Annotated in this window: 20 protein-coding genes; 2 read left to right on the forward strand and 18 right to left on the reverse strand. The window is 62.9% G+C overall.

The annotated features are described in order from the left end of the window. Nucleotides 1-17: 17 nt before the first annotated feature. Nucleotides 18-524, forward strand: coding sequence for an OsmC family protein (locus ACLGL5_RS19170; RefSeq protein ID WP_027046675.1), 507 nt, complete (start codon nt 18-20; stop codon nt 522-524). Between the two features lie 50 nt (nt 525-574). Here ACLGL5_RS19170 and ACLGL5_RS19175 read toward each other — a convergent pair whose 3' ends face one another. The 17 genes from ACLGL5_RS19175 to rpsF form a co-directional block, all read right to left on the reverse strand. Next, entirely contained in the window at nt 575-793 is a 219-nt protein-coding gene (locus tag ACLGL5_RS19175; protein WP_015318519.1) for a hypothetical protein, read from the reverse strand. 172 nt (nt 794-965) lie between these two features. After that, nucleotides 966-1,607, reverse strand: a complete 642-nt coding sequence (locus tag ACLGL5_RS19180; RefSeq protein WP_069091796.1) for a hypothetical protein — start codon at nt 1,605-1,607, stop codon at nt 966-968. A gap of 124 nt (nt 1,608-1,731) precedes the next feature. After that, nucleotides 1,732-2,472 carry an SDR family NAD(P)-dependent oxidoreductase gene (locus ACLGL5_RS19185; RefSeq protein WP_069091797.1) on the reverse strand — a complete coding sequence of 247 codons (741 nt, stop codon included), beginning with the start codon at nt 2,470-2,472 and terminating at the stop codon, nt 1,732-1,734. A gap of 24 nt (nt 2,473-2,496) precedes the next feature. Continuing rightward, nucleotides 2,497-3,966 (reverse strand): amidophosphoribosyltransferase, encoded by a 1,470-nt coding sequence (gene purF / locus ACLGL5_RS19190; protein ID WP_019857255.1) that lies wholly within the window; start codon nt 3,964-3,966, stop codon nt 2,497-2,499. A 103-nt stretch (nt 3,967-4,069) separates the two neighbouring features. Next, nucleotides 4,070-4,738 carry a CvpA family protein gene (locus ACLGL5_RS19195; protein WP_019857256.1) on the reverse strand — a complete coding sequence of 223 codons (669 nt, stop codon included), beginning with the start codon at nt 4,736-4,738 and terminating at the stop codon, nt 4,070-4,072. Between the two features lie 47 nt (nt 4,739-4,785). Beyond that, complete coding sequence (radA, locus tag ACLGL5_RS19200; protein WP_019857257.1) at nt 4,786-6,189, reverse strand: DNA repair protein RadA; 1,404 nt, start codon at nt 6,187-6,189, stop codon at nt 4,786-4,788. Then, nucleotides 6,189-6,794, reverse strand: coding sequence for a hypothetical protein (locus ACLGL5_RS19205; protein ID WP_141700920.1), 606 nt, complete (start codon nt 6,792-6,794; stop codon nt 6,189-6,191). Before ACLGL5_RS19205 ends, radA begins: the two co-directional genes overlap by 1 nt. Nucleotides 6,795-6,814: 20 nt before the next feature. Beyond that, nucleotides 6,815-8,305, reverse strand: a complete 1,491-nt coding sequence (locus ACLGL5_RS19210; RefSeq protein ID WP_019857258.1) for a replicative DNA helicase — start codon at nt 8,303-8,305, stop codon at nt 6,815-6,817. A 218-nt stretch (nt 8,306-8,523) separates the two neighbouring features. After that, nucleotides 8,524-9,753: an RNA polymerase sigma factor gene (locus ACLGL5_RS19215; RefSeq protein WP_069091799.1), complete on the reverse strand. Its 1,230-nt coding sequence runs from the start codon at nt 9,751-9,753 to the stop codon at nt 8,524-8,526. Beyond that, nucleotides 9,750-10,115: a YciI family protein gene (locus tag ACLGL5_RS19220; RefSeq protein WP_069093371.1), complete on the reverse strand. Its 366-nt coding sequence runs from the start codon at nt 10,113-10,115 to the stop codon at nt 9,750-9,752. The genes ACLGL5_RS19215 and ACLGL5_RS19220 overlap by 4 nt, the downstream gene beginning before the upstream one ends. 28 nt (nt 10,116-10,143) lie before the next feature. Beyond that, complete coding sequence (locus ACLGL5_RS19225) at nt 10,144-10,857, reverse strand: DUF1428 domain-containing protein (RefSeq protein ID WP_069091800.1); 714 nt, start codon at nt 10,855-10,857, stop codon at nt 10,144-10,146. A 142-nt stretch (nt 10,858-10,999) separates the two neighbouring features. Next, a complete protein-coding gene (locus ACLGL5_RS19230; protein WP_069091801.1) occupies nt 11,000-11,971 on the reverse strand; it encodes a small ribosomal subunit Rsm22 family protein in 972 nt (323 codons plus the stop codon). A gap of 1 nt (nt 11,972) precedes the next feature. Further along, on the reverse strand, nt 11,973-12,296 hold the full coding sequence (locus ACLGL5_RS19235; RefSeq protein WP_038645713.1) for a YnfA family protein: 324 nt from the start codon (nt 12,294-12,296) through the stop codon (nt 11,973-11,975). A gap of 80 nt (nt 12,297-12,376) precedes the next feature. Next, complete coding sequence (locus ACLGL5_RS19240) at nt 12,377-13,669, reverse strand: cyclopropane fatty acid synthase (RefSeq protein ID WP_038645716.1); 1,293 nt, start codon at nt 13,667-13,669, stop codon at nt 12,377-12,379. Nucleotides 13,670-13,844: 175 nt separating this feature from the next. After that, nucleotides 13,845-14,429 carry a 50S ribosomal protein L9 gene (rplI, locus tag ACLGL5_RS19245; protein ID WP_010915167.1) on the reverse strand — a complete coding sequence of 195 codons (585 nt, stop codon included), beginning with the start codon at nt 14,427-14,429 and terminating at the stop codon, nt 13,845-13,847. Nucleotides 14,430-14,646: 217 nt separating this feature from the next. Continuing rightward, on the reverse strand, nt 14,647-14,895 hold the full coding sequence (rpsR, locus tag ACLGL5_RS19250; protein ID WP_069091802.1) for a 30S ribosomal protein S18: 249 nt from the start codon (nt 14,893-14,895) through the stop codon (nt 14,647-14,649). Beyond that, complete coding sequence (rpsF, locus tag ACLGL5_RS19255; RefSeq protein ID WP_010915168.1) at nt 14,895-15,395, reverse strand: 30S ribosomal protein S6; 501 nt, start codon at nt 15,393-15,395, stop codon at nt 14,895-14,897. The genes rpsR and rpsF overlap by 1 nt, the downstream gene beginning before the upstream one ends. Before the next feature lie 464 nt (nt 15,396-15,859). On the opposite strand from rpsF, the gene ACLGL5_RS19260 reads away from it, so the two are divergent. After that, nucleotides 15,860-17,506, forward strand: a complete 1,647-nt coding sequence (locus tag ACLGL5_RS19260; RefSeq protein WP_069091803.1) for a pilus assembly protein — start codon at nt 15,860-15,862, stop codon at nt 17,504-17,506. A gap of 45 nt (nt 17,507-17,551) precedes the next feature. Here ACLGL5_RS19260 and ACLGL5_RS19265 read toward each other — a convergent pair whose 3' ends face one another. Next, the gene (locus ACLGL5_RS19265) at nt 17,552-19,480 is read right to left on the reverse strand and encodes an LTA synthase family protein (RefSeq protein WP_069091804.1); all 1,929 of its coding nucleotides are present in this window, start codon (nt 19,478-19,480) and stop codon (nt 17,552-17,554) included. Nucleotides 19,481-19,564: the final 84 nt, after the last annotated feature.

Here is a 19,564-nt window from a genome sequence, read left to right on the forward strand (position 1 = left end):
ACGAAAGAGGCAACGAAATGGACGCCACCGAACTTAAGGCGATGCAGGCGCCGCTGAAGCAGGCCTATCGCGAGGATGCCTCGCAGGCGCTGATCACGCTGAGAGCGAAGGGCTCTATCGACGACCAGTCGGTGGCCTGCAAGGTGGAGACGGGCAGGGCGATCGCTGTCGCTGGTCTGCATCCGGCAACCGGCGGCTCAGGCCTCGAGCTCTGCTCCGGCGACATGCTCTTGGAAGCACTCGTGGCTTGCGCCGGGGTGACGTTGAAGGCAGTGGCGACGGCGCTCGAGTTCAAGCTCGGCGCCGCAACGGTGGAAGCCGAAGGCGATCTCGATTTTCGCGGCACCCTTGGTGTCGCCAAGGATGCACCGGTCGGTTTTCGTGCCATCCGGCTCAATTTCGCTCTCGGCACGGATGAACCGCAGGAGCGCATTGATTCACTGCTGAAGCTGACCGAACGCTATTGCGTGGTGTTCCAGACCATCAGCCAGAAGCCGGAATTGACGGTGAGTGCCCGGCACTGAAAACAACAAGGCCCGCAGCCAACGGCTGCGGGCCTTGTTGCGACGGATGCTTACTGCGCGGCCGGTTCCTCGGCATCGCCCTCATCGGTGAAGGGCGAGGCGCTCGGCACGCACTGCACGGACCAGCCAGCGGGGGTCGGCTGCTTCTGATATTCGGTGATGGCTGCGGTGCACTGTTCGCGCTTGTCGAAGGTGCTGGGCAGCACCACCATGCCGCCCTGTGGACCGGCGATTACCAGATACCAGACCAATGCTGCGGTCGTAGCCATGGGAGTTTCCTTGTTCTGCCCAGTTTGGGCTCTCGCTGTTGTGGGAGTCGCTACGATCCTAACAACTCCGGGGAAATGACGAAAGCATGACCGCCGCGCAGCTTTTCCCCCTCAGATCACAGCCGCGTGATGATGTGGCGGGTCTCTGGGTAGGGTTTGCGACCTACGCTGCTCAGTTGGTTGCAAAGCAGTAAAACAACCCGTCGCCACCAGTGCCCTTCAGTGCTTCCTGGCTGCAGCCGCCGCCTGAGGCATGCGAGGAATTCCAAGACTTTGCCGCCGCCGAATCGTCGAGCCCGGTGCGGTCATGATGACCCATCATTGCCGCCCCTTCGGCGCCGCTCATCGTCCAGTCGCCGCAGGTCTGGTCGGCAATCCTGGTGCCGTCGGGTTTCGACCCTGTCAGCATGTCATGCCGGTTCGGTGTGTCGCCGCGGCCATTCACCACTTCGCCCTTTTCATTCAGCGCCGTCTGCTTGGTGATGCCGTTGGCGTCGCCGTGCAGCGAGGCGACATCGTCGGCGATTTTCTCACCCTTGGCGTTGAACCAAGGGCCTTTGCCGATGCGGTCGCGGGCATCCTCGGCGCTTGTTGAGAGATAGGCATGCCAGCTCTTGCCGGTGACGCCGGCTGCTTCGGCCAGCGAAGCGCAATGCGCGTCGGCTCCCTTCAGGCCGCCGAGATCGGCGCCCTTGCCGGAGCCGACACTGGTGACGAAGAAACTCATCTTGGCATCTTGTGAGACGGCCACACCTGATGTCGCGCCGAGAGCGGCTGCAAAGGCGGTGGCGGCAACGAAAAGAAGTCTGCGCATATCGATCCTCCGGTTTCGAATGTCCTACGTTCGAAGAACGTAGCCGGAGGCTCTTTTAATCCCTGACATAGGCCACCCAAATGCGGGCAGCGGTTCCGGGAGCCGTCAAAACCTAGGTGTGAATTTATTCGGGCTGCCTGTAGGCGACGAAGCGATTGTGCTTGGCCTGGAAGATCAGCCCGGTCTCTTTCAGCTCCGGGCTGGCCAACGGCACGATACGCTTGGCGATCTCGGAAGGGTGCGGCAGCGTCTCCGGATCCTCGCCTGGCACGGCCTGGGCCCGCATCGCGGTGCGGGTGGCGCCTGGGTCGGCGGCATTGACGCGCAGCGGCAGGCTTTGCGTCTCATTCGCCCAGGAGCGCATCATGGTCTCGACCGCCGCCTTCGAAGCCGCGTAAGGTGCCCAGAAAGCGCGTGCCGAATGCGCCGCGTTGGACGACAGGATGATGGCCCGGCCGGCATCCGAAAGCCTGAGCAGCGGGTCGACCGAGCGGATCAGCCGCCAGGTCGAGGTGACGTTGATGGTCATCACCTTTTCGAAGGTCTTGGCCTCGACATGGCCGATCGGCGAGATGACGCCGAGCACACCGGCATTGGCAACGAGGATGTCGAGCTTGCCCCAGCGTTCATGGATGGCGCCGCCCAGCCGGTCGATGCCGGCCATGTCGGCGAGATCGAGCGGCACCAGCGTCGCCTGGCCGCCGGCCGCCTTGATCTGGTCGTCGAGTTCCTCCAGCCCGCCGACCGTGCGCGCGACCGCGATGACATGAGCCCCGGCGGCGGCTAATTCCTTGGCGATGAAATAGCCGATGCCGCGCGAGGCGCCGGTGACGACCGCGACGCGGCCGGTAAGGTCGAGGGTCATGCGAGAATTTCCGTAAGGTCTGGCCTACGCCCCACTGTTCGCCAGCAGCGACAGCGTGCGCACATTGTCGTGGCCTTCGAAGTCGAGCAGGCGGGTCGGATACTGGCCGGTGAAGCAGGCGTCGCAGAACTGCGGTTGCTCATCGTTGCGGCTGGCCTCGCCGACCGCGCGGTAGAGGCCGTTGATGGAGAGGAAGCCCAGCGAATCGACACGGATGAATTCGGCCATCTCTTCCACCGACATGCGCGAAGCCAGGAGCTTCGATTTCTCCGGCGTGTCGACGCCGTAGAAGCAGGAGGCGCTGGTCGGCGGCGAAGCAATGCGCATATGCACTTCCCGGGCGCCGGCATCGCGCACCATCTGCACGATCTTCTGGCTGGTGGTGCCGCGCACGATCGAATCGTCGACCAGCACGACACGCTTGCCCTCGATCATACGGCGGTTGGCGTTGTGCTTCAGCTTGACGCCCATGTGGCGGATCGAATCGCCGGGCTGGATGAAGGTACGGCCGACATAGTGGTTGCGGATGATGCCGAGCTCGAAGGGAATGCCGGCCGCCTGGCTGAAGCCGATCGCAGCGGGCGTGCCCGAATCCGGCACCGGCACGACGATGTCGGCCTCGACGGGGTTTTCCTGTGCCAGCTCTGCGCCGATGCGCTTGCGCACCTCGTAGACGTTGCGGCCCTCGACCGAAGAATCCGGCCGGGCGAAATAAACATATTCGAAGATGCAGAAGCGCGTTTTCTGCGGCTCGAACGGGAACAGGCTTTCAATGCCCTTGGAGGTGACGACGACCATCTCACCGGGCTTCAGGTCGCGCACGAAGCGCGCACCGATAATATCGAGCGCGCAGGTCTCGGAAGCGAGGATCCAGGCACCGTCGAGGTCGCCCAGCACCAGCGGGCGGATGCCGAGCGGATCGCGGCAGCCGATCATCTTCTTGGCCGTCATCGCCACCAGCGAGAAGGCGCCTTCAACCTGCCGCACGGCGTCGATGAAGCGCGAGTTGAGGTCGCGTTCCTTGCTGGTCGCAACCAGATGCAGAAGCGTCTCGGTGTCGGAGGTCGAGGAGAAGATCGCGCCCTGCTTCTGCAGCGCGCGCTGCACCGTCATGGCGTTGGTCAAATTACCATTGTGGGCGACGGCGAAGCCGCCATCGGCCAACTCGGCGAAGAAGGGCTGGATGTTGCGCATGCCGGCGCCGCCTGTCGTGGCGTAGCGCGTATGGCCGATGGCGCGGTTGCCTTGCAGGCTGTCAATGACGCGCTGCTTGGTGAAAGTGTCGCCGATCAGGCCGACATGGCGTTCGACATGGAACTGGCTGCCGTCATAGGAAACGATGCCTGCCGCTTCCTGGCCCCGATGCTGCAGCGCATGCAGGCCGAGTGTGACGATTGCCGCTGCGTCCTGCCGGCCGAAAATGCCGAAGACACCGCATTCGTCGTGGAAATGGTCGTCGGCCTCGGCGGAAAGCACGTCGTCTGCGTCTGCCATCTTAAGCTCCGCTAAAATCGCCATATAATGCGGGTTCGCGTCGAAAGCAACGCGCGCCGTAAAGTCGTTCACACCATCGTCTGCTCGGGCGCCCTTTCGGGGGTCAGTTTGCCGGTGCTGCTGGTGCGGCCGGTGCTGGCTTGGCTGTGTTGTCCGCGGGGCCAGCGTCATTGTCGTCCGGGGCCGGCGCATTTGCATCGTCACCTGTTGCCGGCACATCCGCCGCTGGCGCATCCGGGGCGGCTGGAGTCTCGCCACCCGCTTTCGGGCTGAGCTTCTTGAGGATTGCGTTTTCGGTGTCGGCGGGCAGCAGGTTCTCGATCTTGGCGCCGATCGATTCCAGCAATGGCCGTGATTTGGCGTCGGTCACCCAGGCCGGGGCCTTGGCGCCGGCCAGCCAGTTGAAGAACAAAAGCGCCACCGCGACGACCAGGATGCCGCGCGCGGCGCCATAGAGGAAACCGAGCGTGCGGTCGAGTGCGCCTATCCGCGAATCGATGATCCAGTCGGCGAGCTTCATGGTGATGACGGAGACGACAATCAGCGCGACGACGAAGACGACGCCGGCGGAGGCCGCCATGGCGATCTTCTCATTCTCGATGTAGGGCTTCAGATAGGGCAGGACGGGCTTGTAGAAGAAGAAAGCCGCCGCCGCCGCTGCCGCCCATGAGACGACCGACAGGACCTCGCGCGAAAAGCCGCGAACCATGGCGAGCATCGCCGAGACCAGGGTGAAGCCGACCAGGATTCCGTCAAGCAGCGTAATCGGCATGTCTTTCGCCCCACTCCGATCTCTTTTTCACGGCTCGGCGAGCCGCGTCATTCTTCGTCGTCCACGCGGCTTCGACGTGAGCCGGCTATGCGTGCCACGAGGTCGGCAAGCTCGGTGGGCTGGAAAGCACCGGCCCCGATCCCTCCGGCAAGTTCCTCGCTGCCCAAGGGCAGAACCGCGCTACCAAAACCCAGCTTTTCGGCTTCCTTGAGGCGCTGCTGCGCATGCGCGACCGGCCTCACAGCACCCGACAGGCTGATTTCGCCGAAATAGACGCAATCGGCGGGAAGGGCAAGACCGGTGAGCGAGGAAACCAGTGCGGCTGCGACCGCGAGATCGGCCGCCGGCTCGCTGATGCGATAGCCGCCGGCGACGTTGAGATAGACGTCGTGCTGGCCGAAGCGAACGCCGCAATGCGCCTCCAGCACCGCCAGCACCATCGACAGTCGAGCGCCGTCCCAGCCGACCACTGCCCGGCGCGGCGTGCCGAGCGAGGATTGCGCTACCAGCGCCTGGATCTCGACCAGAACCGGCCTCGTGCCTTCCATACCGGCGAAAACGGCGGCACCCGGAGACTTGGCATGCCGCTCGCCGAGAAACAGCTCCGACGGGTTGGAGACTTCGCGCAAACCCTTGTCCGACATTTCGAAGACGCCGATTTCGTCGGTCGGTCCGAAGCGGTTCTTCACCGTGCGCAGGATGCGGTAATGGTGGCCGCCTTCGCCCTCGAAATAGAGCACGCCGTCGACCATGTGCTCGACCACGCGCGGGCCGGCGATCTGGCCTTCCTTGGTGACATGGCCGACCAGCACGATCGCGGCACCCGTGGATTTCGCATAGCGGATCATCGCCTGGGCGGAGGCGCGCACCTGGGTGACCGTACCCGGCGCCGAATCGGCAAGGTCGGTCCACAGCGTCTGGATGGAATCGAGAATGACCAGATCCGGCCGCTTGCCGTCGGCGATCGTGGCAAGAATGTCCTCGACATTGGTCTCCGCCGCCAGCTCGACCGGTGTGTCGGCGACGCCGAGCCGCTGCGCCCTCAGCCTGATCTGCGCGACGGCTTCTTCGCCCGAGACATAGACGATGCGATGGCCTCGCGACGCCAGCGCGGCAGCAGCCTGGGTGAGCAGCGTCGACTTGCCGATGCCGGGATCGCCGCCGACCAGAAGTGCGGAGCCGCGCACGAAGCCGCCGCCGGTGGCACGGTCGAGTTCGCCGATGCCCGAGATGATGCGCGGCGCGTCCTCGATGTCGCCGGAAAGCGTGGTCAGCACCACGGCGCGGCCCTTGCGGGCGTTGCGCGTATTGGCAGGCCCCGAGCCGATGCCGCCGGAGGTTCCTTCCTCGACCAGCGTGTTCCATTCGCCGCAGGCATCGCATTTGCCGGCCCAGCGCTGATGCACCGATCCGCAATTCTGGCAGATGAACTGGACGCGCGATTTGGCCATCAGTTTATCGATTCCAAAAGATATTTCTGGCGATCCCAATAGATCGGCAACGCCTCTTCGATCATATCGAAATGGATGCGGCGCTGACCGTTGCTTTGGGCCCAATTGTCATATGCCGACCAACACGCATAGGTGAATAAATTGACGGCGAAGTTGTTCTCTCGTCTGACTTCCTCGTGGAGCGTCTCAAGTAATTTCATAAGTGCGGTCGAAAGGCGGCGTTCCTTGAGCCGTTGCATCAGAAGGAATGAACATCCGATCGCAGACACGGACGTATCGTGCCGGGATTCTTGCAGCGAAAGAGCCAAAAAGCTCAGAAGATCATCGATGTCGGCGGCCCTTCCAAGCTTCCATATTCGATAGAGACCAGTCACTGCCGCGCTTCTTGTGTAGTCGTCGACATTTTTGGCAAGGAATTTCCGCACCAATTCGATGTTCTCGGACGTCGGTTCGCTCGAATAGCAAAACACCAGCAAACCGGCGTGCGATTTCGGGCTAGAAATTGACTGGGCAGATTTCAAATAATTAGCCAGTTGAGTGCGTTCGTCCTCGGAGATTTCGTACGCTTCAAACTTCATTCTCTGATAAATATCGCTAAAGTCCAATCGGTTGCTCCGCGACCAAGCTATTCAAACCTCTCCGCAATATGATGCTCTTCCGCCAGATCGGAGAAGCGGGTGAATTCGCCGTGGAAGGCGAGCGTTACCGAGCCTGTCGGGCCGTGGCGCTGCTTGGCGACGATCACCTCGGCCTTGCCGCGCATCTCGTTCATCTCGTTTTCCCACTTGACGTATTCCTCGGTGCCAAGCTTCGGCTCGCGGTTCTTGAGGTAATACTCCTCGCGATAGACGAACATCACGACGTCGGCGTCCTGCTCGATCGAGCCGGATTCACGCAAGTCGGAGAGCTGTGGACGTTTGTCCTCACGGCTTTCGACCTGACGCGACAGCTGCGACAGGGCGATGATCGGCACGGCGAGTTCCTTGGCCAGCGCCTTCAGGCCGGTGGTGATCTCGGTGATTTCCTGCACGCGGTTCTGCGAGGCCCTGGCGGATGAACCCTGCATCAGCTGGATATAGTCGATGACGATCAGGTCGAGGCCTCGCTGCCGCTTCAGGCGACGCGCGCGGGCCGACAGCTGCGCAATCGAAATACCACCGGTCTGGTCGATGAAAAGCGGGATCTTCTGCATGGTCTGGGAACAGGCGACCAGCTTTTCGAAGTCCATTTCGCTGATTTCGCCGCGGCGGATTTTCGACGACGAGATTTCCGTCTGCTCGGAAATGATACGGGTCGCCAGCTGCTCCGACGACATTTCGAGCGAAAAGAAGCCGACCACGCCGCCATTGGCCGCCTTGAACGAGCCGTCCGCCTGCTGCGCCGGCACATAGGCCTCGGCGATGTTGAAGGCGATGTTGGTGGCGAGCGACGTCTTGCCCATGCCCGGGCGGCCGGCAAGCACGATCAAATCGGACGATTGCAGGCCGCCCATGCGGCGGTCGAGATCGCGCATGCCGGTGGCAAGACCCGACAGATGGCCGTCGCGCATATAGGCGGCATTGGCCATGTCCACGGCGGTTTTGACCGCGTCGGTGAAGCTCTCGAAGCCGCCATCGTAGCGGCCGGTTTCGGCCAGTTCGAACAGGCGGCGCTCGGCGTCCTCGATCTGCTCGGAGGGCGACATGTCGACCGGCGCGTCATAGGCGATGTTGACCATGTCCTCGCCGACCGTGATCAGCGCGCGGCGCGTCGCCAAATCATAGATGGCGCGGCCGTAGTCTGTGGCGTTGACGACGGTGACGGCTTCGACCGCCAGGCGCACGATATATTGTGCCACCGTCATGTCGCCGACCTTCTCGTCGGCCGGCAGGAAAGTCTTCAGGGTGATCGGCGTCGCCACCTTGCCCATGCGGATGAGCTCGGCCGCGATCTCAAAAATCCTGCGATGCAGGGGTTCGTAGAAATGGCCTGGCTTCAGGAAGTCGGAGACGCGGTAGAAGGCATCGTTGTTGACGAGGATAGCGCCGAGCAGCGCCTGCTCGGCCTCGATATTGTTCGGTGCCTCGCGATAGAGCGGTTGCTCCGCCACGCCGAATTTCCGCGCTGCCTCTGCCATGATATCCCCGATTTCAAACCCGATCAGTCGCTAGCAGAGGCGATTGATGAGGCCTAAACAAACTTTGACTTATCCTGCTTGTGCACACGATTCACAGCGTCGAAAAAAATGTGTGCGCGCAGGGTACGAAATTCGATTGACGAATCGAGCGTCAACGATACCGGCGCAGAAAGAACAAAACAAGAAAATTCCAATGCTTGTCCAACCACAATCGCAGACTAAAGCTGCCCAAGTCGCGACATGATAAATCGCTGTTCAGCCGGTTGGCGGGCGAGTTCGAGTGCCCGCAGATAAGAGGCTCTTGCTGCCTCGGTCAGGCCAAGCCGCCGCTGCATATCGGCCCGCGCCGCATGCGCGAGATGGTAGCCGTCGAGGCTGCCTTGTGCCATCACGTCTTCGATTGCCCCCAGACCGGCTTGTGGCCCGTCGCGCATGCCAATGGCCGCGGCACGGTTCAGCGTCACCACCGGGGAGGGGGCGACGCGCCCCAGCACATCATAAAGTGCAACGATCTGGGTCCAGTCGGTGTCCGCCGTACTCGCCGCTTCCGCGTGGATGGAGGCAATGGCCGCCTGGAGGATGTAGGGTCCAACCTGTCGCGAAGCGAGCGCCCGCCCAATGAGGCCGTTGGCTTCGCCGATCAGCCCGCGGTCCCATAGCGACCGGTCCTGATCTTCGAGCAGGACGAGGTCGCCATTCGCATCGACCCGCGTCGCACGCCTTGCCTCATGCAGCAACATCAACGCCAGCAGCCCATGTGTTTCGGGCTGGTCGAGCAAATCCACCACCAGCCGGCCGAGGCGGATCGCCTCGGCGCACAGATCGGCCCGCGTCAGGCTTGGTCCCTGGGTTGCCGCGTAACCCTCGTTGAAGATCAGGTAGATCACCTGCAACGCACTTTCGAGGCGCGCCGGCAACTGGTTTCGGTCGGGGACTTCGTAGGGGATGGCCTCGTCGCGGATCTTTGCCTTGGCCCGAACGATACGCTGGGCGATGGTCGGCGCCGGCGTCAGATAGGCACGGGCGATCTCTTCGGTGGTCAAGCCGCCCACCTCGCGCAGGGTCAAGGCAATGCGTGCGTCCGGCGCCAGCGCCGCATGGCAGCAGACGAAGATGAGCCGCAGTTCATCGTCCGCTATGTCTTCAGGCGTGATCGGTTCCGCTGTCTGTTCGCTCAAGGCCAACAGTTCCGGCAAAGTGCCGGCCAGCCGCGCTTCCCGGCGCCAGCAATCGATGGTTCTAAAGCGGCCGGCTGAGACCAGCCAGGAATAGGGATTGGCCGGCAGGCCTTGGCGCGGCCATTGCTCGGCGGCGGCGGCAAAGGCCTCATGCAGGGCCTCTTCCGCCGCGTCGAACCCGCCGAGCAGGCGGATCAAGGTCGCCAGCACGCGCCGCGCCTCGGTGCGATACACCGTCTCCAGGCAAGCATGCGTGCCGGCGACGCTCACAGCACCGGCCGGGGTTGGCTGAAGTCGACGACCGGCCGGACTTCGATGTGGCCGATCGTGGCCAATGGATGTCCGCTTGCCACCCGCACGGCCTCGTTGAGGTCGCGGGCCTCGATGACGATGATCCCGCCCAGCACCTCCTTGGTCTCCATGAACGGGCCGTCGACCGCCGACATCTTGCCGTCGCGGACCTGAAGGGTCATCGCCTCTTCAGGCAGCACCAGGGCTTCGGCGGCGACGAAATGGCCGCTGGCCTTGAGCACCTCGTCATATCGGGCGCACTCGGCAAGCGCCGCATTGGCCTGCGGACTTCCGCCGAACAGTGTCTGGGGGTGATAGTAGATGAGACAGGCATAGCGCATGATGGTTTCCTGGTCTTGATTTGCGATGTCAGGCCTCGAGGATCGGCGCGAAGCCGCCATGGACCCTTCGATGGTTGTCGTAGGGCATGATGTCGGCATACATGCGCGGATCGGCAATCACCTTCTTCCAGCCTTCGTCACGAACCTGCTTCGACGGCCATTCCACCCAGGAATAGACGATGGCTTCCCCGTCCGTCGCCTTCACCGCTGTCCTGTAGTCGGTGACCTCGCCGTCGGAGATGTCGTCGCCCCAGGCTTCGACGATGCGGGTGGCGCCGAATTCCCTGATCACGGCGGCATGCTTTGACGCCACGGCAAGGTAGGCGGCCTTGTTGGCGATGGGAACTGGCACCAGAGAGCCATCAATATACCCGGGCTTGCCGGAAGCGCCCTCGTCGATGATCGATGCGAAGCCGCCTATCATCATGCGCTGGCCGTCGAAGGGCATCGTTGCGACGATCTTCGCCAGACGCGGATCGCTCATCATCGTGTGGTAGGCGGCGTCCGCCGCTGCCTTGTCGGGATATTCGTGCCACGAAAAGATGACGACCTCGTCCGGCGTTGCCTTCACGGCGCGCCTGAAGTCGGTGGTCTTGCCGCCGCGCACGTCGTCACCCCAGGCTTCAACCATCCGGGTCATGCCGAATTCCTTCAGCACCGATGCCGCCTCGGTGACATGCCTGCGATAGGCTTCCTTGCTGGCGGCGGGCACGGCGGCGACAAATCCTGCGATATAGTTCACTGTCTTTCTCCTGTTGGCTGATGCTGCTTGACGCTTTGGCTTCCCGGAAGCTCCGAGAACGCCAATGGTCGAACGGCCCAGCCCGGATTCGACATGGCTGCGAAATTTTTCTTGGGCGGCGCTGTCTGAGTGCCGTGGCGCTCTATTCGGACACCAGTCTGTCGCCCCAGTCGAGCCGCCGGGCCAGCTTGAAGTCGGCGCCGTCACGCTTGGTGAACAGTTGCTCCGTGGCCGTGCCGTCTTCCTGGCAAAGCTTGAGCAGAACCTTGCCGGAACCGGATTTCGGCGGTGCGATGACCCGCGCGGCGTGCGAGGCGGCCGGCAGGCGCGACGCGGCGACAAAGATGAATTTCTCATCTTCCCACGGAACATCGGCGTCCTTGGCCAGCCGGTGCAGGCGCGAGCGGGCGACGCGACGGGAAAAGTGGCACCAGTCGGGTGGGGTAAGCGGGCAGGGCGCCTCGTGCGGACAAGGCGCCAGCAGATGCGCCCCGGCGGCGATCAACTGCGCACGCACCGCCAGGATGCGCTGCCAGCCCGCCGGCGTGCCCGGTTCGACGATCAGCAGCGTGTCTGTCGTCAGCTGCCACAGCCGGTCGACCATTTTGGGCAACGATGCCGGCACGATCTCGTCCAGCACATAGGCGCAAGTGACGAGGTCCGCCGGCCGAAGATCGGCAAGGTCTATCGTGACGTCGCCGGCACGCCAGATGGTTCGGGTTGTGATGGCATCGGCGGCAAGCATCTCGCCGACCTTGCGCACCGCGGCACTCGCTTCCAACAGCACAGCCTGTTCGAGATCGGGCCAGAGATCGTTGGTGGCCCAAAGCACCGTACCAGGACCGGCGCCGACATCGAGCAGGGCTTTCGGCTCGAAGTCCGGCCGGGTCGCGTTCAGTGCGTCGAGACTGGCGCGGACCGCGGCATAGGTCGCCGGCAGCCGCGTCGCCAGATAGGCTTTGACCGCCATGTCCTGCGCCATGTGCAGGCGGCCGTCGCGCAGTTCAGCGCGGTAGCGGTCCGACAGGGTTTTCGCCGCTTGCTTCAGCTCAGGCAGCGGGATTTTTTCCAGGATGCGATCGACGGCTTGTCGAAGAGGGGCCGGCAGTTCCACGCTATGCTCCTCGCGGAGCGAGCACGATGAGCGACGCGCCGGCTATGCACAGTGCGGCGCCAGCAAGATCCCAGCGGTCGGGCCGCACGCCTTCCACCAGCCACAGCCAAGCCAGCGAGGCGGCGATGTAGATGCCGCCATAAGCGGCATAGGCGCGGCCCGCCGCATTGGTGTCGACTAGCGCCAGAAGCCAGGCGAACAAAAGCAGCGAGACGAAGCCTGGAGCCAGCCACAAGGGCGATCTTTCCAGCCGCCACCAGGCCCATACCGAAAAACAGCCGGCGATCTCGGCGAGCGCCGCAGCGGCATAGAGGAGATAAGTCATGAAAAAGGCCTCGCGACGATCACGACGCCTTTTTCAGGGCATGGGCCGGGAATGGCAAGCGCCAATGGCGAACGGCGTGTCTACTCCGCCACCTTGCGGCGGCGGGCGGGCTTGACTGGCTTCTCGACGGGAGCCGCCTCGCGGCGGCCCAAGTCACGCATCTCCAAGGCCTTTTCGCATTTGGCCATGTAGTCGCGGGTCATCGGCAGCGTGTCGTTCTTCTTGGCGATCTGGAACTGGAAGATGACCAGGTCCTGCCAGCGGAAGGCGGCTTCCGAAGCGGCCAGATAGAATTCCCACATGCGGCAGAAGCGTTCGTCGTAGATGGCCTTGGCTTTGTCGCGGTTGGCGGCGAAGCGCTGGCCCCAGTGCTTCAGCGTGTCGGCATAGTGCAGCCGCAGAATCTCCACGTCGGTAACCACGAGGCCGGACTTCTCGATCGCCGGCAGCACTTCCGACATGGCGGGTATGTAGCCGCCCGGGAAAATATACTTGCGGATGAAGGCGCTGGTTGCCCACGGCACGCCGGAGCGGCCGATCGTGTGCAGCAGCATGACGCCATCGGGCTTCAGCAGCGTCGACGCCTTGTCGAAGAAGGTGCGGAAGTGGTTGACGCCGACATGTTCGAACATGCCGACCGAAACGATGCGGTCGAAGCGTTCGTTGAGTTCGCGATAATCCTTCAGCTCGAAATGGACGTGGCTTTCCAGGCCTTGCGCATGCGCCCGATCGGTGGCCACGCCATGCTGTTCGGTCGACAGCGTCACGCCCTGGACGTCGACGTCGAACGCCTTGGCCAGATAGAGGCCGAGCCCGCCCCAGCCGGAGCCGATGTCGAGCACGGTCTGGCCGGCCTTCAGCCTGAGCTTGGCGGCGATATGGCGCTTCTTGGCGGCCTGCGCTTCGTCCAGCGTCATATCTGGCTGTTCGAAATAGGCGCAGGAATACTGCATGTCCTCGTCGAGGAAGAGCCGGTAGAGATCGCCCGACAGATCGTAGTGACGCTGCACGTTGCGGCGCGAGCGCGAGGCAGTGTTGATCTGCTGCAGGCGGCGGAAGGCGTGGCGCAGGCCTTCGATGGCCTTCGACCAGGTCGCGTCGATGCCGCCGCTGCCCATGTTCTGGAAGGCGATGCGCATCAGTCCGAGCACGCCGCCTTCGAGAATGTCGAGCTCGCCGTCCATGTAGGATTCAGGCACCGCCAGCATCGGATCGAAGGTGATGGCGCGTTCGGCATGCCGGGTCTTGATGTGCATGTGCACCGGCTCGCCGGTGCCGTCGCCGAAGATGACTGTCAAGCCTTTTGGCCCGGTTACCTTGAGATTGCCCGTGCGCACCAGGCGGTCGAGAACGCGCTTCAGCAGAATGTTCATAACCAAATGTCCCCTCACGGTCAGACTGGCTGCCTTAATTCTGCAACAATATATGGGGGTTCGGAAAGTTCCTTTTGGCACAAAAATGCCCGGGCGAGAGGCCCGGGCATTGGTCCAGAACGGCTGGATTAAGACAAAGTGATCGGAGCGCTGCTCCCTCGCTTGCCGTACGCGATCAGGCGTTGTCTTCGCCGCCGTCGAATTCGGCATTCGGATCGAAGAAGTTTTCCGGCCGCGCATTGTCGTTGATGTCGTCGCCATAGATGGCTTCGGCGGTGGTCAGCGTCTCGCCCTTGGCCTGGCGCTCGGCTTCGTCGGCCGTGCGGGCGATGTTGAGCGTGACGGTGACTTCGACTTCCGGATGCAGCGCGATCGCCACATTGGTGAGACCGATGGTCTTGATCGGCTGGTTGAGCAGGATCTGGTTGCGGTTGACCGAAAAACCTTCCGCCGTCAGCAGCTCGGCGATGTCGCGCGTCGACACCGAACCGTAGAGCTGGCCGGTTTCACCGGCGGAGCGCACGGCGATGAAGCTCTTGCCGTCGAGCTTTTCGGCGACCTGGCTGGCTTCCGACTTGCGCTCGAGATTGCGGGCCTCGAGCTGGGCGCGCTGGCCCTCGAACTTCTTCTTGTTGGCTTCGTTGGCGCGCAGCGCCTTGCCTTGCGGCAGCAGGAAATTACGGGCAAAGCCGTCCTTGACCTTGACGGTATCGCCCATCTGGCCGAGGCGGGAAACGCGTTCGAGAAGAATGACTTCCATGGTTTTGTTCCTTTTGGTTGGCGTCCGTCCATGAAGGCAGGCGCCGAATTCTCTGGGAACAGGTCAGGAAGCTTGAGCGCCTTGAGCGCCGGTGTCGCTGTCCTGCCTGTCGCGGCAGTTAGAGGCCTTGACCTCAACTCGGGATTTGATGGCTGAACCGGTCATGCCCGTCATGGCCGGTGAGAGGAACGGGCGGCGAACCGCCCGTTCGGGAGAATTAGCGGACCACGTAGGGCAGCAGGCCGAGGAAACGGGCGCGCTTGATCGCCTTGGCGAGTTCACGCTGCTTCTTCTGGCTGACGGCGGTGATGCGCGACGGCACGATCTTGCCGCGCTCGGAAATGTAGCGCTGCAGCAGACGCACGTCCTTGTAGTCGATCTTGGGCGCGTTGGCGCCGGAGAACGGGCAGGTCTTGCGGCGACGATGGAACGGGCGCCGGGTCGGGATCTGGTTGATGTCGATCATTATTCTGCACCCCCTTCAAAGCCTTCGCGCGGACGGCGCGGACCACGATCGCCACCGGCGTCGCCGAACGAACGCGGCGGACGATCGCCACGGTCGCCGCGATCACGGTCGCCGAACGAACGCGGGCCACGATCGCCACGGTCGCGGTCGCCGAAGCTGCCGCGCTCGGAGCGCTCTTCGCGCTTCTGCATCATGGCCGACGGACCTTCCTCATGCGCCTCGACCTTGATGGTCAGGAAACGCAGGACGTCCTCGGACAGACCCATCTGGCGCTCCATTTCGTTGAGCGCTGCCGGCGGGCAATTGAGGTCCATGAGCGTGTAGTAGGCCTTCCGGTTCTTGTTGACCCGGTAGGTGAGGGACTTCAATCCCCAGTTCTCGACCCGGCCGACGGACCCGCCATTCGCGGAGATGACGCCCTTGTACTGTTCGACAAGCGCATCGACCTGCTGCTGCGAGAGGTCCTGCCGGGCAAGAAACACATGTTCGTAAAGAGCCATTATGTCTTCGTGCCTTTCTTCGTTTCTCTCCCGGTTCCCGGCGGCAAAAGCCTCTGCAACTTCTCTGACCCGCTTGTCCCGGTTAAAGGGGCAGGGAAGAAAGGAGCATGACGAGACGGTCGAGAGCGGAGACACGGGAGGCGGAAGCCCTTCTGGCTTCACACGAAGGCTTTGATAAAACCTCCGGCCCTCCGTTCAGCCCCCAGCTGGGACCGGCAGATTGGCGGCGTCTATACAGCAATCCACTGATAAGGCAAGGGCAGGCGGCGATCCCGATGTCGCAGGGCGCCGGAAAATCAGGCGGCAGCGCCGGAATGGCCTGGTGATTTCCGGCAACCGGCCCTTAACCACAATGTCAGGTTGTGCAGGTTGCGCCCTCGCCGTCAACGGTCGATTCATCATGGAAGGCGCAAAAACCCGGGCGATCCGCGCAGATCAAGCGGTAAGCATTTTCGGGGGTAAGGATGCTTCTCAACAGGTTCGGGCGCTCGAAGAGCGGCAATTTCGCGCTGCTGATGGGGCTCGGGCTGCCGGCCATCCTGTCGGCCGTGGCCTTCGCGGTCGACGTGTCCACCGTCATGCGGGCCAAGAGCAACCTGCAGAACGCGCTCGACGCCGCAAATCTTGCCTCCTCGCATCTCGGCGACCTCGACATTAGCCGCACCGATGCCTTCGATCGCTATTTTCAGGCCAACATCGCCGGGCATGGCGAACTCGCCAACGCGCAGGCGACGCTGACCGTCGACAGGGGCGTCAACTTCATCAAGACCAAGGCGGTTGCGTCGGCCGACGTCAATTTGAACTTCGGTTTCCTGTTCGGCCGGAACAGACACATCGCCGTCGATGCCTCGGCGGTCGAATCGAACAATCAGCTCGAAGTCGTGCTGGTGCTGGACAATACCGGCTCGATGGCCGGTGCCCGCATGACGGCGTTGAGGACGGCAACGAAGTCCCTGCTGGACACACTCGAGGCGACAAAATCGCCGACGCGCCAGATTCGCGCCTCCCTGGTTCCGTTCGTCACGGCCGTCAACGTCAATGGCGATGAATTCGACCCGTCCTGGATCGACATGGACGGCAAGTCTTCCACCAACGGCGTCAATTTCCCCGTCATCGACGGCAAGCGTCCCAATCATATGGCGCTTTTCAAGCAACTCAAGGACACCGGATGGACCGCGGCCGGATGGAACGGCACCGGATGGAAGGGCTGTGTCGAGGCGCGCCCGGGCGCTTATAACATTTCCGATACCCCACCCGACCCGGACAAGCCCGACACGCTGTTCGTTCCGTATTTTGCGCCGGACGATCCGGAAGGTGCCCAAAAGCCATCTAGCTCCTATGGCAATGCGGCCAAATACTACAACAATTCCTATCTCGACGACGTCAGCGACAACACCAAGGTCGCCAAACTGAAAGGCAACCGTCTCGGTATCGATCTCAGCAGTCTGGCCGACCCTGTGCCACCGGGCGACAAGGGTGCCAAGGAAAAGGTGGCCAAATACGTTGCGCCGACCAAGGAGCTCATCACCGAGACGGGTTCCGCCATCACCGTCGGCCCGAACCGCGCTTGCCCGACACCCATCGTCCCCCTGACCGACGATTTCGACAAGCTGCGCAAGGCAGCAAGCGAGATGACCGAGTGGAACGGTTCGGGAACCAATGTCTCCGAAGGCCTGTCGTGGGGCATGCGGGTGCTGTCGCCCGCCGCGCCCTACACCGATGCAGCGCCGTGGAAGACAAGCGGCATCAGCAAGATCGTGCTGTTGCTCACCGACGGCGAGAACGTCGTCTATGGCGCCAGCGAACAGCCGACGAAGTCCGATTACACATCCTATGGTTATCTGGCGGGTGGCCGTTTCGGATCGGACGACCAGGCCGCCGCGGCGCGCAATGTCGACGGCTGGACCAAAAGCGTCTGCACGCAATTGAAGAACGAGGGCGTGCAAATCTACACCATGGTGCTGCAATCCGACACTGCCGCCAACCGCGCGCTTTACAGTGCGTGTGCCTCGGACCCGAGCGGCTACTATGCCGTCAACGACCCGGCCAAGCTGCCGGACGTTTTCCAGCAGATCGCCAACAAGTTCTCAAGGCTGCAACTGACGAATTGAGTGTTCGCTCCGCCAGGTCCAGGCTGAACCCGATGGGTCGGCTGATCAACTCGTGTGGGCGACACCCTTGTCGACCGTCTCGGGGAAGAAGTCGGGCGCCGCGTGGCGCTTGCCGAACATCATGTCGTACTGGATGAGCCGGAAATCGCGGATCGCCGGGTCGATCTCCTTCTGGCGCGACCAGTCGGGCGTGGCCTCGCCGGCCGGGGTCAGAAGCAGGTTGCGGTCGACGACGCGGTAGCGCTCCCGCATCTCGCCCAGGAAGCCCGTATAGTAGGGATGGGTGATGCCGGCGGCAGTCAGGATATGATAGGGCAGGAATGCCGGGCTCACCGTGCCGAGGTTCGCGACCGGACCGGACCGGTTCGACCAGATGATCAGTGGCGTTTCGTGATGGTCAAGGGCGGCCTGCGGCGTCGGCTCCTTGCGCGGCGCGACATTGTCCTTGAGGAAGCCGGTCTCGACATAGACCGGCCCGAGCGGCGGCAGATGGTCGCCGAAGAAGGCGACAATCGTCGGCCGCTCCCGCTTCTTGGCCCATTCGATCAGCCGTTCAAGGCCCCGGTCCGCGTCGGCTGAACCCTCCGCATAGCTCAACAGCGAGTCGCGCGCCCACTGGCTGATCGGCGCCTGAACCGCGTGGGTCGGGTTGTAATAGCGGTTCGGTTCATAGGGGCCATGGTTTTGCAGGCTGACCGCGAAGAAGAACACCGGGTCGTTGCTGGCGTCGGCTTCGCGGATGATCTCGTCCGTCATCGCCGCGTCGGATGCCAGCGGACCGCGCTTTTCCATGGGCGGCAGCGTCTCTTCCGACTTGAAATCGTTGAAGCCGAAATCGGCGTACACCGCGCCACGGTTCCAGAACCAGTTGGTGCCGGGATGTATGGCACGCGCGCTGTAGCCCTCGCTTTTCAGGAAGGTCGCCATGGAAGGCGTCGGCGTGCGCACATATTGCTGGTAGGGGATGCTGCCAGCCGGCAGGAAAGCGTTGGAAAAGCCGGTCAGCGCCTCGAATTCGATGTTGGCGGTCATGCCGCCGAATTCAGGCGAGAACATCGAACCGGAACGCAATGCCCGCACGGTGGGAATGGGATCCGGCGTGATGGTGACGCCGGGCAGCCTGGTCGGATCCCAGAAGGATTCGCTCATGACGATAATGATGTCGGGCTTTTCATCGGGCACCGAGGCCGTCGTCTGCGGCCGGTCGATCGCCTTGATCGCCTTGTCCGTATAGCCCGGCGGTGCCGAGACATGCGCCATCGGCACGTTGAGCGCGAAGGCGAGCGCAAAGCCGTTGGAGGCGTAGTTTTCCTTCTGGTCCCACATGATCGGGATGATCTGCAGCCGATCCCTGGTCCAGGAGAAGGTGGCATAGTCCATGATCGAGACGAAGAAGGCGAGCAGCGGCACCGCCAGCGTCAGCCGGGCAAGGCGGCCCTTGTGGCTGAGCGCTGGAACCTTGCGGCGCCACAGCCGCCAGCCATAGACGAGCAGCGACAGGCCGGCGATGATGCCGGCGACCATGGCGAGCGCGGTCATCGGCCGGTCACGCACCAGAAGCGGCAGCAGCGCGAAGATCTGGCGAGCGTAGAGAAAGTCAGTCGGGTAGAGCGGATCGCCGAGATAATGCGATTTCTGATGGCCGACAAAGGCCAGCGCCAGCGTCAAGGGCCCGACGATCATCAGGCTCTGATGGCTGCGTCCCAGAACGGCGTCGAGACCGATGAGGATCAGCGCGAACACGACGATGGTGGTCCAGCCCGGCTTGAGCGGCTGCAGGAAGAATAAAACGGTGCCGGCGACGTCACCGCGCACGATCAATTCGATGGCGAACACCAGGATGGCGGAGATCGCCAGGCTTATCAGCCCGTAACGGACGACCGGCCATCTCCGGCCCGGCAAATAGCCGGTGGACGGATCGTCTTCCAGGAATTGAGGCGCAGCTTTGCTGGCGCGTTTTGAACTCTTTGCCACTTTAACTTCCCACCCGGCGACAACCCAAGTCACGCGATTGTCATATAATTGTCACGCAAAGCTAGCGCCTGTGGCGGAAATAAG

This window comes from Mesorhizobium sp. U510 (assembly GCF_059180695.1).